Source organism: Ktedonobacter robiniae (assembly GCF_016587375.1).
GTDB classification, from domain to species: domain Bacteria; phylum Chloroflexota; class Ktedonobacteria; order Ktedonobacterales; family Ktedonobacteraceae; genus Ktedonobacter; species Ktedonobacter robiniae.
Window position 1 is genome coordinate 1,555,561 of sequence record NZ_BNJG01000002.1, and the last position, 16,003, is coordinate 1,571,563.

At 54.5% G+C, this 16,003-nt stretch carries 14 protein-coding genes; 4 read left to right on the forward strand and 10 right to left on the reverse strand.

What is annotated here, in order from left to right; translation table 11 throughout:
- Positions 1-3: 3 nt before the first annotated feature.
- The 3 genes from JMJ04_RS27465 to JMJ04_RS27475 all read right to left on the reverse strand — a co-directional run bounded on the left by JMJ04_RS27465 (position 4) and on the right by JMJ04_RS27475 (position 2,048).
- Positions 4-825 (reverse strand): MOSC domain-containing protein, encoded by an 822-nt coding sequence (locus tag JMJ04_RS27465; protein WP_201373598.1) that lies wholly within the window; start codon positions 823-825, stop codon positions 4-6.
- A gap of 206 nt (positions 826-1,031) precedes the next feature.
- Positions 1,032-1,241 carry a hypothetical protein gene (locus JMJ04_RS27470; protein ID WP_201373599.1) on the reverse strand — a complete coding sequence of 70 codons (210 nt, stop codon included), beginning with the start codon at positions 1,239-1,241 and terminating at the stop codon, positions 1,032-1,034.
- Between the two features lie 354 nt (positions 1,242-1,595).
- Positions 1,596-2,048: an RDD family protein gene (locus JMJ04_RS27475; protein WP_201373600.1), complete on the reverse strand. Its 453-nt coding sequence runs from the start codon at positions 2,046-2,048 to the stop codon at positions 1,596-1,598.
- Positions 2,049-2,396: 348 nt separating this feature from the next.
- Here JMJ04_RS27475 and JMJ04_RS27480 point away from each other — a divergent pair, with 348 nt between their 5' ends.
- Both JMJ04_RS27480 and JMJ04_RS27485 read left to right on the forward strand, forming a co-directional pair.
- Complete coding sequence (locus JMJ04_RS27480) at positions 2,397-4,112, forward strand: FAD-dependent monooxygenase (RefSeq protein WP_201373601.1); 1,716 nt, start codon at positions 2,397-2,399, stop codon at positions 4,110-4,112.
- 14 nt (positions 4,113-4,126) lie between these two features.
- Positions 4,127-5,116: a universal stress protein gene (locus JMJ04_RS27485; protein WP_201373602.1), complete on the forward strand. Its 990-nt coding sequence runs from the start codon at positions 4,127-4,129 to the stop codon at positions 5,114-5,116.
- Positions 5,117-5,347: 231 nt separating this feature from the next.
- Here JMJ04_RS27485 and JMJ04_RS27490 read toward each other — a convergent pair whose 3' ends face one another.
- The 3 genes from JMJ04_RS27490 to JMJ04_RS27500 all read right to left on the reverse strand — a co-directional run bounded on the left by JMJ04_RS27490 (position 5,348) and on the right by JMJ04_RS27500 (position 7,963).
- The gene (locus JMJ04_RS27490) at positions 5,348-6,265 is read right to left on the reverse strand and encodes an aminoglycoside phosphotransferase family protein (protein ID WP_201373603.1); all 918 of its coding nucleotides are present in this window, start codon (positions 6,263-6,265) and stop codon (positions 5,348-5,350) included.
- Between the two features lie 259 nt (positions 6,266-6,524).
- Positions 6,525-7,343: a PhnD/SsuA/transferrin family substrate-binding protein gene (locus tag JMJ04_RS27495; RefSeq protein ID WP_201373604.1), complete on the reverse strand. Its 819-nt coding sequence runs from the start codon at positions 7,341-7,343 to the stop codon at positions 6,525-6,527.
- A 299-nt stretch (positions 7,344-7,642) separates the two neighbouring features.
- Positions 7,643-7,963, reverse strand: a complete 321-nt coding sequence (locus JMJ04_RS27500; protein ID WP_201373605.1) for a winged helix-turn-helix transcriptional regulator — start codon at positions 7,961-7,963, stop codon at positions 7,643-7,645.
- Between the two features lie 226 nt (positions 7,964-8,189).
- Here JMJ04_RS27500 and JMJ04_RS27505 point away from each other — a divergent pair, with 226 nt between their 5' ends.
- Positions 8,190-8,699 carry a DoxX family protein gene (locus JMJ04_RS27505; RefSeq protein ID WP_201373606.1) on the forward strand — a complete coding sequence of 170 codons (510 nt, stop codon included), beginning with the start codon at positions 8,190-8,192 and terminating at the stop codon, positions 8,697-8,699.
- A 105-nt stretch (positions 8,700-8,804) separates the two neighbouring features.
- Here JMJ04_RS27505 and JMJ04_RS27510 read toward each other — a convergent pair whose 3' ends face one another.
- Positions 8,805-10,058 (reverse strand): MFS transporter, encoded by a 1,254-nt coding sequence (locus JMJ04_RS27510; RefSeq protein WP_201373607.1) that lies wholly within the window; start codon positions 10,056-10,058, stop codon positions 8,805-8,807.
- A 596-nt stretch (positions 10,059-10,654) separates the two neighbouring features.
- A complete protein-coding gene (locus tag JMJ04_RS27515) occupies positions 10,655-10,996 on the reverse strand; it encodes a cupin domain-containing protein (protein ID WP_201373608.1) in 342 nt (113 codons plus the stop codon).
- Positions 10,997-11,488: 492 nt separating this feature from the next.
- Here JMJ04_RS27515 and JMJ04_RS27520 point away from each other — a divergent pair, with 492 nt between their 5' ends.
- Positions 11,489-12,481 (forward strand): phosphotransferase, encoded by a 993-nt coding sequence (locus JMJ04_RS27520; protein ID WP_201373609.1) that lies wholly within the window; start codon positions 11,489-11,491, stop codon positions 12,479-12,481.
- Between the two features lie 50 nt (positions 12,482-12,531).
- On the opposite strand, the gene JMJ04_RS27525 is transcribed toward JMJ04_RS27520, so the two are convergent.
- A complete protein-coding gene (locus JMJ04_RS27525) occupies positions 12,532-14,286 on the reverse strand; it encodes an ABC transporter ATP-binding protein (protein ID WP_201373610.1) in 1,755 nt (584 codons plus the stop codon).
- On the reverse strand, positions 14,283-15,944 hold the full coding sequence (locus tag JMJ04_RS27530; protein ID WP_236038437.1) for an ABC transporter ATP-binding protein: 1,662 nt from the start codon (positions 15,942-15,944) through the stop codon (positions 14,283-14,285). Before JMJ04_RS27530 ends, JMJ04_RS27525 begins: the two co-directional genes overlap by 4 nt.
- Positions 15,945-16,003: the final 59 nt, after the last annotated feature.

Consider the following 16,003-nt stretch of genomic DNA (forward strand, 5'->3'; position numbering starts at 1 on the left):
TTGCTAGATCATCAATGGGGTTTGCTGCTCCACGACTTCCACCCTATCGCCTACCTGAAGCATACCGGCATCCTGCGAAAGCAAATATTGTCCGAATAAGACTTTCTTATGGAAAGTGCGATAGCGCGCTAATGTTGTCATTGGTTCCTTGCCGGTCATAACACCTAGCACCGGATCTACTGTCGTAATGGCACAACGGTCGCATGGCTTCACCACATGAAATAATTGTTGATTAATGCGAATGGTACGCCAGCTATCCTCTGCGAAAGCTGGTGTGCCTGCAATTACCAGATTTGGACGAAATCGCTCCAGAGAAACTGGCTTTTCTAGGCGCTGATTAAGATCTTCTAGTGATCCCTCACCAAGCAGATGGTAGTGAAAGCTTGTGAAGTTTGCAAGATCATGCCCAACTTCATAGCCGGGTTCAACAGGGTGCTGCGCGTTTTCGGGCATAAAAACTAACTGACATGGGACATGCAGGAAATCTTGAAACCACTCGTCTGCCTGGTCGCTCACGGGTAGTGCCTCGCAAATTCCCTGGTGCCACTGTACAGTACGTGACGTGGAATGTTGAGGCTGCAAAGGAATATGGAGCAATGGCATGCCAGGAGCCTGGATAAAGAGACCATCGTCGTCGAGTGTAACAACGACGCTGGCAAGACGTGGATGATCAAATTGATGTAGATCTCTACCTTGCTCATTAACGAGCATCCAGCGCCGATCATAGCGCAGGCCACGCATATCTACATATGCTCTCTGTATATCTGTGCCAGCGCACGCTTTGATGGGATATATACGAATACGACGAAGAAAGAAATCAGACATGATAGATACCTTTCTGATCTAAATTCTTTTTGCCAGTATATAATGCATATTGACTTGCGTCGAGCGTTCTTCCTGAAGCTTTTGATAGTTGTCTAGCATCAGGCTGGCGTGAAGTAATAAGATAGGGGTGTAGTGGGAGGCTAGCGCTTAGCCAGCCTCCCACTACACCCCTATCAGTAAACTATGAGTAGAGAAAAGTTACTTCCTTAGCAGGTCTGGGGTTTTCTCGCCAGGGCTAAGGAGCCTGTTGGCTGGCAATCAGGCTGGTGATGGAAACGCGCAAACAATTTTCCAAACACCTGGTGCCATTCTGGCTTTGGTGCTGTATGCCCCGCGTCAGGGCGGTGGCGCTCCAGAGCTTCTTGAATCCGCTGATCATGAACGATTTTGAGGCTGCTATAAGGCTGAAACTGCATATGTTAAACTCTTTTCTGTTTTGCTGAATGATATAAACTGGCTTATCAGGTGTCCGCTTTATTTGTGAGCACTACTTTGTTGATTGATGATGTTTGAAGTATAGGCGATGAGCGGTGGTAGTGAGATCTACCAAAAGTGGTAATTGACCGTGTCGGCGGTGGTATTTCTAGCGGGAGTTCTGAGGATGGGGTTGTGGGGGCTACGCTGCTAATACTCTTTTAAAACATAATCTTGGAATACCAGGCGAACTATTTTCACCTATCAGGTGATAGGGAAAGTTAAAGAAGAGCGCCGCTGTGACATATTCACAGCGGCGCTCTTCTTTAGAGATGCGAAAGAAAATAGCGGGATGATTAGCGGGTCTTGATGACGACCGTGTGCGCGGCGCGGTCACCAAGGCGCTGTTTGCGTGAGGAAGTCCAGATCAGAATTGCGGCAACGAGGTAGAATCCGGGAATGCCATCAATGATGCGCAGCAGGTTGCGGATGAGGGATTCGCTCCAGTTGATGAGAGAACCATCTTCCTTCACAACGCGTAGGCCGAGAATCTTCTTACCGAAGGTGCCACCCTGAGTGGCTTCCATGTAGAGATAATAGACGAATACCAGGAGACCCTCGATACTGCCAACTGAACCTATGGCAGTTGCGAAGCTGTCTTTAAGGGCAGTTCCAAGAATGGCGTTAATAATACCAAATACAATACCAATAATAATGCCGTCGAGCAAGAAGGCGAGGAAGCGGCTGCCTACGCCAGCGTACTGTTGCGCTGGGGCCGCCTGGGCTGATTCCTGTGCTTGATAGTCCATAATAATAGACCTCCAAATAATGCTTGAGGAGCTTAAAGATAGCCTATGCTACCTTTTGCGAATGTTATTATAGTTGAACTTATCAATAAAAGTCAAGTAGAAAAATGGTTATAAATGCGTATTTTTTCGGGGTCTGCTGAAGGAAAGGCGTCATTATGTGAGAGATGAGATGTGTATGTGCGAGTGTGTATAGTGGCGTATAGAGAGTATTTCTATGTATCTAAAGAGCCTGTAGGGTCCATGCTGGCATGGACTTCGAGCGAAGCGACTTTCCGCGCGCAGGAGAGTCCATGCCAGCATGGACCCTACAATGGGTATGAATAGGGGCGAGAAAGAGAGTCTGTTAATATGGTGCAGAATGTTGCAGACCACTATGATACTGAGGTGCTGGTCGTGGGCGCAGGCCCGACTGGCATGGTGCTGGCGAGCGAGTTGACGCGGCATGAGGTACGATGTCGCATTATCGATCGCTTGCCGCATGGCTCCCAGGAGTCGAAGGCGCTGGGGGTTCAGGCGCGTACACTGGAGTTGTTTGAGAGGATGGGCATCGCTAAGGCGATGCTGGAGTATGGGGTGCAGATCAAGGGGATGAGTGTTTATAGCCATCACCAGCGCATTGCCCAGCTCGATACCAGGAGCATTCCCAGTCACTATCCTTTTATCCTCTCTATTCCTCAGTGGCAGACGGAGCGCATCTTGAGCGATCACCTGGCCCGGCAACAGGTCGAGATCGAGCATGAGGTGGCGTTGGTGGCATTGCGCCAGGATGATAGCGGCGTTGAGGCCCTGCTTGAGCACGCTGATGGTCAGCAAGAGCGGGTGCGTGCGCGCTGGCTGGCTGGCTGCGATGGCCCACATAGCACGGTGCGCCATCTGCTGAAGATGGACTTCGAGGGCCGGACCTTCGCGCAGTCCTTCGCCCTGGCCGATGTCTTTATGGACTGGTATCTGCCTCATCAGCAGGCGGCCTTCTTCCTGCAGGAGGGAGATATCGTTGCCTGCTTCCCCTTACCTGATAGCCTGCACCGCATCATAATCGCATACAGGCCTAAGGCTGCCCCCGAGGGCGACGTTACACTGGAGGAGGTGCAGCAGGCGCTTGAGAAGTGTGGGCTGAAGGATGCACACATACATGATATGTCCTGGTCATCACGCTTCCAAATTAATCAGCGCAAGGTGCGACACTATCGCCAGGGTGCGGTCTTTCTGGCGGGAGATGCCTGTCATATCCACTCACCTGTTGGGGGGCAGGGGATGAATACAGGCATTCAAGATGCCTTTAACCTGGCCTGGAAGTTCGCGCTGGTGAGTAAGCAGAAGGCGCATCCAGCGTTACTCGATAGCTACGAGGAGGAGCGCGAGCGCGTGGGGCGGCAGCTTCTGCGTGTGACCGACCTGATCACACGCCTGGCGCTTCTGCACAACTCGCTTCCATCGCGCTTGCGCGATGGCGCGGCTCACCTGGTTACCAACAGTAAACAGGTGCGCAATCTCCTGGCCACGACGATCTCGCAGCTTGGCGTGTCCTATCGGCGTAGCCCTGTGATCTGCGAGCACCAGCCAGGTCGCCTGTATGAGGCTCTTAGCGAGCAGCGTTTGCTGCCAGGTGAACTCCATGCCGGTGAGCGCGCGCCGGATGTGAATACCCACCTGGGCATTACGCCTATGCGCGTGCATACAATCTGTCTGGGGACACATCATGTGCTCTTTGTGTTCGCGCGTCGCCACGATCCGGAGCGCGGCATGAAGCTCTGGGAGGAGATAGATGGCCTGGTCAGGCGTGAGTTTAGCGACCTGGTAGATGCCTACCTGGTGCTGCCGCGTTCTCAGGATGCAAGCGAGAGCGGTAGAACGCGAACCATCTACGATGCCAGCGAGGCTATGTATACCGCATATGGTATCGCCGAGGATGGACTGGTGCTTGTGCGACCCGATGGCTATATTGGCTTTTTATGTCGTCCGATAGAGCTAGAGCGGCTCTGGTCCTATCTTGATCGCATCTTTATTGTATCTGAGCCTCGCCCCATAGGGGTAGTGCGCCAATCTGCCACACGCGAGCAATAGGAAGGAGTCTGGCTATGTTTCAGCGCATTCTCGTTCCCCTGGACGGGTCTACGCGATCCGAGCAGGCTATACCGGTCGCGGCCCTGATCGCGCGGGCCAGCGATGCAACGCTGGTACTCTTACGCGTCGCCAATGTGCCACGCGAGTATGGGCTCTATCTCTTTGAGTCCTATATCGCCCAGACGCCAATCTTTATCGATGAGGTCTTACGCGAAGAAACTGATAAGGCGCGCAACTACCTGGATATCTTGCACCAGATGCAGGATCTTGCGGATATCCAGGTCGAGAATCTTGTGCTTAATGGGGCCGAAGCTCCTACTATCCTCGATGCCGTGCGCGACCAGCAAGCCGATCTTATGGTCATGAGTGGTCGCGGTTCGGGGGAGTTTCGCCATGGTACGATGGGAAGCGTGGCGATGAAGGTTGTGCGCCATAGTGCCTGTCCTGTGCTTGTGTTGCGTGAAGAGCATACGCGCCTGGTTTCGCTCCAGACCTCAAGTGTCGCCAATACGGCTCCGATCCTGGTTGGCCTGGATGGCTCGACCTTTGCCGAAGCGTCCCTTGCGCCCGCCATTGCCCTGGCTCAGGCCCTCTCACTGAGCGGCCCCGCGCGTTTGCACCTGGTACAGGTCGTTCGCCCAATTGATGAGGGTGGTAGCTCCGAGGAGCAAGAGGCCCAGCGTCAGCGTGTGGCCATGGCAGAGAAGTATCTTGGCGCGCTTACAGATAAGCTTGGGCAGCAACAAGAATCCAACAAAGCCCTGCCAGATATTGTTATTACCTGGTCGATCCTCCAGGAACGTGATGTCGCCGACGCGCTTATCCGTGCCGCTCAGCAGGGGACAGGCCTGGAGCATAAAGAGCGTGGTGGCTATGGAGTGCTCGCGCTGGCCACCCATGGCCGTGGAGGTATCCAGCGCTGGGCTGTCGGCAGCACCACGGATCGCGTCATCAAAGGCTCGACCATGCCCCTCCTGGTCGTCCGCCCCGCGGAAGCGCGGTAGTACCATAGACTAAATAGGTGCCCGATTTATCGCGCACAAGGCGATTTATCGCAGGAATACAGAATAATGGATATCTTCCCATAAAGCTTGCTTTGCCTTATATGGCCTGGTATCGCATAGCAGCCTTCTATACGGTGCATGGGTGACGCCATGGCCATTATGGGATGGTTACAACTCGGTATCCGTGCGATAAATCGCCTTGCGCGCCGTAAACGGGGCGCCTATAAATTATTAAGCTTTAATATCAGCCAAAAGCTGGGCGCAGGCGATGGTATCCGCTGGATAGTGGCCAGTATCCTCTATGGTCCACCAGGCGGAGAGAACGCATTGGGCGAGGCCCCAGTCGCGAATGCGGGCGCGGTCAATACCTAGCTCTTCGCTAAGGATGGCTACGCGGCGCTCCTGGATGCGCCCAGGATTGGGCCTGTGTAAGAGATCGGGAAGCGGGTTGCGCAGGAGCGCGCCCGTCTCGTAGGCTGGTTCGCCGAGCAGGCCCTTGGGGTCAATCGCTAGCCAGGGTTCGCGCTCGGCCTGGAGGATGTTATCGTGGTGCAGGTCGCCGTGTAGCAGCATGGGCGCTGCCATCGAGGCGGTTAGCTCGGCATAGAGGCGCTCGGCCTCGTCGAGCAGGCGTGGTGGAAAGGGGCCATATCCCCCGCCATACTGCTGATGCAGGCGTTGGAAGCCGCGTCCCCAGTCTGCCACGCTAGGAAAGTCGTGCTGCTCAGGGGCGGGCCGCCAGAGCTGGCGCATGACCCGAGCTGCATAGCGCGTGGCCTGCTCATCATCCGTCAGGGTGTTCAAGGTCTTGCCGGGCGTGAGAGCTTCGAGCAGCATGACCTCGCCTTCGGGAAAGGTGTCAAGCAGGCGTACCATGCCGTGTCCCTCGTAATGCGCGATAGTCGCGGCCTCCATGCGAAACTCGCCCGTTGGCGAGCAAGCCTTGAGTACAACTGGCGTGTTATCTGCCCTGCGGCGTGCGCGCGTGACATAGTGAAAGGAGAGGTTGCTAAAGGGTTCCTCAACGACAAGACCCCATAGCTCTGCGCACGTGGTAAGGATACTTGGAAGCCGCTCTAACCATGCCTGCCCCTCTTCCTCATGAAGCTCGAACATAAAACGCTGAAACGCGGGTGGAATTGTAATCATCTATCTTGTTTCTCCTAATGAACATCATTTTAACAGGTTATTTTTTGACCTGGCAATCGAGCAGGAGAAACGTAAGGAGGGGCGCGGATCGAAGGCAAGAAGAAGCGCCACCTGAAATCATTCAGGCGTTGACTGTAGATATAAAGTGCTGTGAGTGTGTGTCAACGTCAATAATGCTGGTACATTGGTGTACTCCTTAAATGATGTGCGATGGCCGACGCTGCTAAAGCACGCGTCGGTCCACCACGGGCATGCTCACCTAGCGCACAAGGCGTGCCCTGGTCTCAGGTTGTTTGTAGTCTTGTGACGGCTGAGCATGGACGACTTCGCGCTCCCAGCAGTGCTCGCTCCGGTTGTAAATATGGGTGAGAGGAAGGAAGCGCGCGATTTGAGCGTCCCGCAGGTGTGGCGCGAGAAAAGGATGCCTGTGAGCGCTCAGGAGCGCGTCCTGAATGCACTGCTTCAAGGGCCTGGGAACATGTCTTCCTATGACCACAATTGGTGTTGTCGACAGACTATAGGAGCCAAGGCTGCGGATCTTCGCAGTCATGTCGGGACTATTATGAATGACGAGATTGAGCAGAAATGAATCAATGGAGGTCGCATCCGCCTCGCGATTGATTACCATGCGCAAGGCCTGCGCTTGAGATGGGGCCTCTTTGACCTGGCGTGCGCTGATCTCAGGCAGATCCAATTTCTCAAGTTCATCTTCTGAGAGTGTGACAAGCTGGTTGTGGCAGGTCCATATGCAGCGATAGAGATCATCAACCTGCTGATAGGGACTGTCCTGGCGGACAACAATGTCAAAAAAGGGAAGGTTAAGCTCCTGTGCATCTAGCGCTAGCGGGGCTGCGATAGCCTCTACTGGACGAGGAGACTGGCGAAGTAAGCCTAAATAGTAGGGTGCGCTGATAATACCTATATCCGCTGGTGAGGTAGCGAAGTCCTCGATGTCTTCTCCCCGGACGAGCAAAGTGGGTACTTTTACGCAACGCTCGATATACTCGGCGAGATAATGGTAGGTATTATCGCAAGAGGAAGTAAGGATGGCTTCAAAGATAAGGGTAGAGCTTGGCATGTCTCTGTATTCCCCCCTACTGGTAAGTGCCCGTTAAGAGGTAAGCGTATACCAGGGTTTTCTTTGTCCCACAAAGCCAATATTGTCGGTGACTTTAAGGTCAACCTCTTCGAGTATAGGTTGTGGTAAGAGTGAGTGTCAAGGTAATTTTGCCCATTACAACGTAAGTGCCTCTTCCAGAATCCGAATTGCTAAAAGTCGTTTATAACGATAAAATCGCGCGAAAAAAAGAAGAAGAGTATCGTATAGGTTAATGGGTGTGATGGCGGCCTGGCTCCGCCAGGCCGCCATCACACCCATTAACTGGGGAGCCAGTTTGTGCTCCAATGCTCGATGGCTGTGATGACTTCCTCTAAAGCATAGCCTTTCTCTGTAAGGCAATATTCAATGCGTACAGGGATGTCGGCGAAGACCCGGCGCTCAATGATGCGTTCCTGTTCAAGTTCTTTGAGGCGCTCCGAAAGCACACGTGAGCTGAGGCCCTCGATCTGTTCTTCAATCTGCGTAAAATGCTTCGATCCCGACAAGAGCACTTTTAGGATCAAAGGTACCCAGCGCTTTCCAATCAGTTTGGCGGCCTGCTGATACTGCCGCGAGCATACGTTGTGACAGGCAGACATAGTTCTTCGCTCCTCTATTTCCAGCGTCTCAAATTACTTACAATTATAAACTAACATAAAAATAGTAGCTTGACAATAGGAAGCCAGTATGTTATTATCCATCTCGGAATAAAAAATACTAACAATAAGTTAGTATTAGCGAAAAGAGAAGTTAGGGATTGTTTTAATTACCCTTATTTCAACTCTCATTTAGTTGAAAACAAAATTTTTACAGAAGGTCACATACATGGAAATCTCACTTGCGCTTCTCATCATTCGTATCGTTGTGGGCCTGCTCGTGATCGGGCATGGTTCGCAGAAAATGTTTGGCTGGTTCGGTGGTCATGGTTTCGCTGGGACTGTTGGTTTTCTTAAGTCCATAGGCTTTAAGCCCGCTGTGTTCTGGACGCTGCTCGCCACGTTGGGTGAGGTCGGCGGTGGAGTGCTCTTCGTGCTGGGCCTCCTGACGCCCCTGGGTGCAATAGCCATCTTCGCCAGTATGCTCATGGCGGTCATCAAAATCCATTGGAAGGCTGGTCTCTGGTCGCAGAAGGGCGGCTATGAATATCCCCTGGTGCTGGCCCTGGTAGCCCTGGTTGTTGGTAGTGTTGGTGGTGGTAACTACTCCATCGATGCCCTGATTGGTTTCTCGCTGCCCGCGCTCTACTACTGGATCCTGGTTGTCCTGGCGGTAGTCGTCGACCTTATTGGTCTCGCCACCAGCCGTCAGCCTGCCGCACAGACGCAGGCCGCCTAAGAAAAATTCCTGACAGCCGCAAGATCCCGTCACTTACGGTTGTGTGCCTCCAAACGCATCGGTTCCTCGCCAGAGAAATACACCCTGGCGAGGAACTTTTTTGTGTTACTCTTTTTCAATGGGGCGCGCCTGGCTTAGAGCGCGATTAAATGTCGCGGCCAGCGCCACGACGAATTGTGGCACGAAGGTAATCCAGATGGTCGTGATTGGTCCCAGGTATTGCAGCAAGACTCCGGTCATGGCGATGCCAAGGGGTTGACCGCCAAAGGCGACCAGGCGAAAAACGCTATTGACACGTCCCTGGAGCCGGTCGGGTACTCTAGCCACGCGATAGCTATATTGCGCCACCATATAGATAGGCACAATAGCGTATCCCACGCAGTTCATTGCGGCCAGGATCAATGGGTTGGGCGCGATGATGTAGATCAGCCAGAAGCCAGCCCAGATCCACGCCGACCAGATGATCAGGCGCTTAAAGCCCAGCCACTTCTGTAAGGGAGCGGCCAGCAGCGCGCCGAGAACGCTTCCCAGACCGCCAGCGGCGAAGACATACCCTGTCTCTACTGTGTTGGCATGTAAGCTTTGTGCAAACACAACCATCAGGAGCGAATAGCCAGCGCAGGGAACCATTAGACCCGCTGTGAGAATGCCCAGGAAGCGGACCAGCGGCTCATGCCAGAGCCAGTTCAGGCCCTCTTTAATATCCTGCACAATATTTTGCGCAGGCACATCGATAGCCTCTTCATGGAAGTTGATGCGGATACATAGCAGCGAGATGGCTGAGATAACGAACGAGGCTGTGTCGAGTACGAAGGGCAGCATCGGGCGGAGACTGTAGAGCAGACCACCGATGAGCGGCCCTACCATGATCCCCAGTGAGTTGATGACCTCGTTCTGCCCGCTGGCGCTGGCGAGCTGATCGCGCGGCACGACCCGACGCAAGGCCGCGCTCTCGGCCATCTGATAGAAGACAAAGAGCGCGCCCTGAAGCGTCGCCGCTATGTAGAGATGAATGAGCGTCAGGTGTCCAAGCCACCAGGCCAGGGGAATGCTTCCCGTGACAATGGAGTTGCCCCATTCACAGATGACCATCAGGCGCTTGCGGTTCCAGCGGTCCGCGAGTGCGCCAGCCAGCAGGCTTAGCAGGTTCATAACCAGGCTGCGAATTCCGATGAGCAAACCCGCCTGTGCCGCTGATCCCGTAACCGCTAGTGCCAGGAGCGGAATGGCGAAGTTAGAGGTATAGGTGCCAAGTGAAGAGATGCCCTGCCCGCCCGCGAGCAAAAGATAATGCATATTGCGCCAGAGCGGCCTGGGGCGTGTTCCCGGCTTATCGACGTGTTGTTGTATTGTTTCCATACAAACGGTACTCCATTTACTACTTCTCCGAAAACCTGAGCGCGCGTGTCCCCGAATGGGGGAAGCGCTAGTCACGAGAGTGACATTGGATTTCGGAATAAGAGTTTCTGTAAAGAAGGTGAAAAACTGAAAGAGGGGACACCGTTTGTCGCGTGGGATATCTCTGCTTATTGGAGTAGAAGAGGGTTCATGAGACGAGCGGTGTCCATAGTGCGACACCGCCAGAGAAGCGTGAGGAAAACAAAGAAGTAGACAATAGATGGAAATGCATGCCAGACGCTGCTAAAGCACGCGTCTACATATGATGGCACGCCTATGTTTCCGCCGCATAAGCCTGGCGTTATCGCGCTTATACGGCCATGTCTTCCATGAGGATGATGATTTCCGCTGCGTTATTCATGATAGGAAAATACCATACTCTTCGATATACGTCAAGAGCCTGCTGCTCTTTCTATTCCAGCTCGCAAGCTCGCCGGATGAATACAAAGGGTGGGCGTGGGACACGGGCTTAAAGCCCGTGTCCCACGCCCACCCTTTGTACCCCTGAGCGCCGCAGGCGCGAAAGGCTCAGCCTGAAGCAAAATTTTTGCGAAGCCTTAATCCTCAAGAAACTCTTGAATGACCTGTTTACTGGGATGGATCGAGACCATTTGCAGTGGCGCTACACCGGAGTTTACAAATTTATGCGGTGTATTGGCGGGCGCGATAGTAATCTCGCCTGCATGAAGTTCAAGTGTTTTATCGCCAATGGTGAAGGTTGCCTGTCCCTCCTGTAAGATAAAAACTTCCTGGTATGGATGCACGTGCAGACCAGGGCCACGTCCTGGAGGGGTTAATACCCAGAAGAATGAAGTTGGCACATCACCGTAATCGCCCCCTTGAAAGCGGAAGGCGGTCTCATTGATGCGTAGCTCTTCCCTTGAGATGATATCGCTCATACTTAGCTACCTTTCATATTATCTGTAGTCAATATTGTTTCTTCTTGTTAGCAGTAAGTATAGCATAATAATGGCCCCTCTTAAAGATCCAATTATATATAAAGTAAGGAGACCATTTTTCTTCCATTCTGACTCACAAGCTTCCCAGGGTTAGGAGGGATGGGCTGAGTGGCAGGCGTGAAGGGACAACTGCTGATTGACGCCATACATATGCATGTGCTACTCTGTAATCCTCTACAGAAGAGCTGAGAAAGATTGCTATATTATGATTGGCATAGTGACCCGACAGACTGAGAATGAGGCGTTTCGGCGACTGTGTGAAGCATGCACCGTCGCCCAGGGCCGTACTATGCCATTTTTTAGGATGAACGCATAAGCGTTTCGCTTGTAGCGGCAGGCCGTGGGTGCTTAGAAGAGCAGCACCCACGGCCTTTTTGTTGTCTATTTTGCCTGCATAATCTAGTGGGCGCAATCAATAAGGAGCATGAACTTATGGCGGAATTTTCTATTGAGAATAATCCATGGTCTGAGGCTAGTTGGAAGGATCAGGCAAACGAGTGGATTACTAAAGAGCTTACACACAGAGGAAATGTCCTGATGGGGCCAATCGAGGAGGTTCAAAACACAATCTGGTCTTATGTATCGAAGGTTCCAACCAGCACAGGATATTACTATTTTAAGGCCGTTACAGCCTCTCTCAAACACGAAGTCCCGCTCACGGCGCTTCTGGCCGAGATCGCGCCCACGTTTGTACCCGAAGTGATTGTCGCGGATACACAGCGCAACTGGCTGCTGCTCGGAGATGGCGGCCAAACGTTGAAGAGCGTTACGAGGGCCGATGGAGACATGACGCGTTGGGAGGGGATGGTTCGCCATCTCGCGCGTCTGCAAATCCAGATGATTGCTCAGAAAGAGCAACTGCTGGCAACAGGCATCTTTGATCGACGCCTACACGTGCTACCACAGCTCTATACTGAGGCGCTGGAGAATACGCCACTGCTGTTGATTGGCGAAGGAGGCCTGCGCGAGGGCGAACTGGAGCAGCTTCACGCGTTCGCGCCCCAGGTGTATGAGATGTGCGAGGCGCTGGCGGTCTATCATATTCCTGAAACACTGCACCATGATGACCTGGGCGCGGGCAATATCCTGGTCAATGGCGAACGTTGCCTCTTCTTCGATTGGTCTGATAGCGCGGTCGCGCACCCTTTCTTCACGCTAATGATTGTCTTGCGTTACGCGGAGGCGGTCCTTGAGTGCGGCGAGGAAACGCTTGAGCGCATCACAGCCGCCTACCTATCTTGCTGGACCGAGTATGAACCTCTGGAGCGTTTGCACGAGGCGCTCGCGCTAGCCCTGCGGTTGGCTAAGCTCTGCCGCGCTCTCTCCTGGCAACATATCCTCGGGCACCTCACGCCCCAGCAGCGAGGAGAGTACGCCGACGCCTTCCCCTACTGGCTCCAGGTCTTCCTGGGTACCGAAGAGTAGTGAAGGTGATGTGGCTGGGCTGGCAGAGCCAGCCCAGCCACATCACCTTATTATTCCCCGTTCCAGAGGGCGCGCATCTCGGCGCAGTTCTCTAGTAGATCTTCAAGTTTGCCCTGGGCTTCGATGTGCCCATCTTTGAGCACGATGACCTGGTCGGCGTGCTGGAGAGCGTAGCGTCGGTGAGAGACGAGCAGGCAGGTGCAGTCGCCTCGCGTGAAGAGGCGCTGCCAGAGCTGCTGCTCGGTCTCGACGTCGAGGGCGCTGGAGAGGTCGTCGAAGATCAGCAGGTCGGGCTGGCGAACAAACATACGCGCAGCGGCCGCGCGCTGAATTTGCCCTCCCGAGAGTTTGGTGCCCTTGGGACCGACGATGGTGTCCAGGCCCTGCTCAAGTGCGGTGATATCCGCCTCCATGACGGCGGTGTGTATCGCTGCCTCCAGATGTACAGGTTCTTCGAGATAGCCCATGAGAATGTTCTGCCTGAGCGTCTCGCTGGCGAGGCGCGGTACCTGGGGCGTATAGGCGCTTTGTGGTGGCACAAAGACATATTCAGGACGCGATACAGGCTCGCCATTCCAGCGGATCATGCCCGCCTGCTGGGGAAGCAGCCCCATGATCGTACGCAGCAGCGTGCTCTTTCCCGAGCCGATGCGACCCGTAATCACGGTCGTGGTGCCGCGCCTGAGCGTAAGATTAATGCCCGCTACTCCATTGCTGGACCTGGGATAGAGGTAAGTTAGCCCGTTGATCTCCAGGTGCTCTAGCTTTGGCATCTCTCGTTCGGGCAGGCGGATTTCGGGATAGGCTCCACGCAGGTAAACAGACTGGTGTGCGACCACGGTCTCACTCGGAATTCCGGCTGGCAGGGCCTCTTGCAGGCGTTGCAGGGAGACGCCCGCCTGCTTGTAGAAGGTCAGATTCTGGATGAGTGAGGCGACGATGCTGATTACCCAAGATTGATAGGAGACGAAGAGCGCCAGCCCGCCAACGGTAAAGGTGCCATGCTGGATGGCCTGGGCCGACATGAGGAGAAGCAGGCCGGTGCCCAGGTTCGCGGTATTACTGGCGACGTTGTTCAGCACCACGCTGGTAAAGAAGAGGCTGCGCAGCGTGGTTCGCCGCCGTGTGTTATTGAGTTCGCGCAGGTGAGCCAGCGCACGCGGCTGAGCATTGGCGAGCTGGATGGCCTGGGGTGCACTAAACATCTCGCCCATAAACGAGCTGACCGCGCCTGAGGCCTTGCGGCTCTCGCGATGATACTCTTGAATGCGCCTGCTGAGCCTGGTCATGAGCAGGCTTGAACCGATAAGTGGGATAAAGACCACAAGCGTAGTCAAAGGCTGCATTATCAGCATGATCACGAGCGCGCCCAGGGCCTGGAGCAGCGAGCCAATATTCATGAAGGTGTAAGCGATAGTGTTGGTCAGCGACGCGGTATCCGCGTCGAAGCGATTCACCAGTTCGCCAGGCGAGGCCGGCAGCTCCTGCGCTCCAACGCGGGAGATCAACTGACCAAAGATGTTGCGGCGGACCAGGGCACTGCCGTGCTCGCCACAGATGGCGTCCATGCCCGTACTGCTGAGCATCGAGACAACGCGTGCGATAGCGGCCCCCACCAGGAGTGCGCCCAGCGTCCAGAGGTCCCAGCCAATGGGGCGATTGGCTGTGATGATGTTGAACATGTTGTAGACAAGCACGCCGGGCAGGAGCAGGATCAGGCTGCGGAAGAGCTGAAAGAAGAGGTCAATAGCATATAGTCCCGGCGTGAAGCGGATGAGCCGCCAGAGAGCTTGATAGGTTTTCATGCGAGTACCTCCACCAGGCCTGTTTGTAGCAGGTGCGCGAAGTGAGATGTGGGATCGGCTGCGAGTTGCTGGCGTGCTCCATACTCCTGTACCTGGCCCTCGTCAAGAATTAGAATGTCGTCGACGTGGCGCACGGTTTCAAGGTGGTGCGCGATGATAATTCCCGTGCGACCCTCCAGCAGGCGCTGAACGGCCCCTTCGATCAATTTCTCTGTCACTGGATCGAGACGTGAAGAGGCTTCGTCGAGGATAACGAGCGCGGGATCTTGCAGGAAGACGCGTGCGAAGGCCAGCAGCTGTGCCTCACCCGATGAGAGCGTCTTGCCGCCTGCTGCTAGCATGGTGTCGAGTCCCTCTGGCAGAGAATCATACCACGGAGCGAGCCTGAGATGGCCCAGCACCTCAAGAATGCGCTCATCTGAGATGCTCGCATTGAAGAAGGTCAGGTTATCGCGGATACTGGCCTGAAAGAGCTGTACATCCTGTGTGACGACGCCAATGCGTGAGCGCAGCTCGGCAAGCTTGTATTGCTTCACATCGATATTGCCCAGCAGGACCGAACCCTCGCAGGCGTCATAGGCCCGGTAGAGCAGGCGTGTAAGGGTTGTCTTACCACTTCCCGTCCGGCCCAGCAGCCCAAGCGTGCGCCCTGGTGTCAGTTCCAGCGAGATATCTCGTAGTACACTCTGCTCAGGGTTATAGCCAAAGCCGACCTGTGCGAACTTGACCGCCAGCGCGCCCTCTGGCAGGTCCGCGCCGGGACCATCAAGAATGGCGTTGGGCGTGTGATGCAGTTCGGTGATGCGCTGAAGGCTGGCCGTAGCGACCTGCATTTTATTGATCTGGAAGGTAATGATGCTCAGACTTCCTGAGAGCAAGGAGGTATAGGCATAGGTTGCGTAGATCGTTCCCAGGCTCATCTGCCCATTGCGCAGCAGGTATGCTCCCAGCGTCAGCACCGCCGCCATCGTCAGGGCCACGCTGATCTCAACGGCACTGGAGAAGAAGCGCCCCGTGACGCTGCTCAAGAGCGTGAAGCGCAACAGGCGTCGCGAGAGCTGATTTAGCCGTGCGAGCACATAGGGCTGCGCGCCATTGCCGCTTATATCCTCGACACTCACCAGGCGCTCCTCAAAGAAGCTAGACAGTTCCGCGCTGGCCTGGCGCGAGGCGCGAAAGTAGGGGACCGCGATGCCCTGAAGCGAGCGGATGGCGGTCAGCACCAACGCCGTGAAGGCGAGTAGCAGGAGTCCAATGCGCCAATCCGTCCAGAACGTCACCGCCAGAATGCCTACTAGCAGCAGGCCCCGACCAAGCATATAGAAGATGAACTGCGAGAAGAAATCGGAGAGCTGGGCCACATCCCCATCCACGCGCTCTAGCAGCTCGCCCGGCGTATGCTCTTTATGAAATGACATATCCAGATTGAGGCAGTGCAGCGCCAGGTCGAAGCGTAACTCGTTTGTCGCCTGCCAGCCAATGGCCTCGCTCAAGTAGCTAGCGAGCGTCGTCAAAACCTGGTCGACACAGACCAGGCCAATGAAGAGGAGAGCGATCCATAGCAGGCTATCCAGGCCTTCATGAATCGAATCAATGAAGTGCTCTAGCAACTGGGGATTATACAGATCAAGCCCGATACTACTGAAGAGGAGCAGCATTAATAGGCATACCTTAAGCCATTGAGGGCGGAGATACATACGCAAGAGGGATATATAGT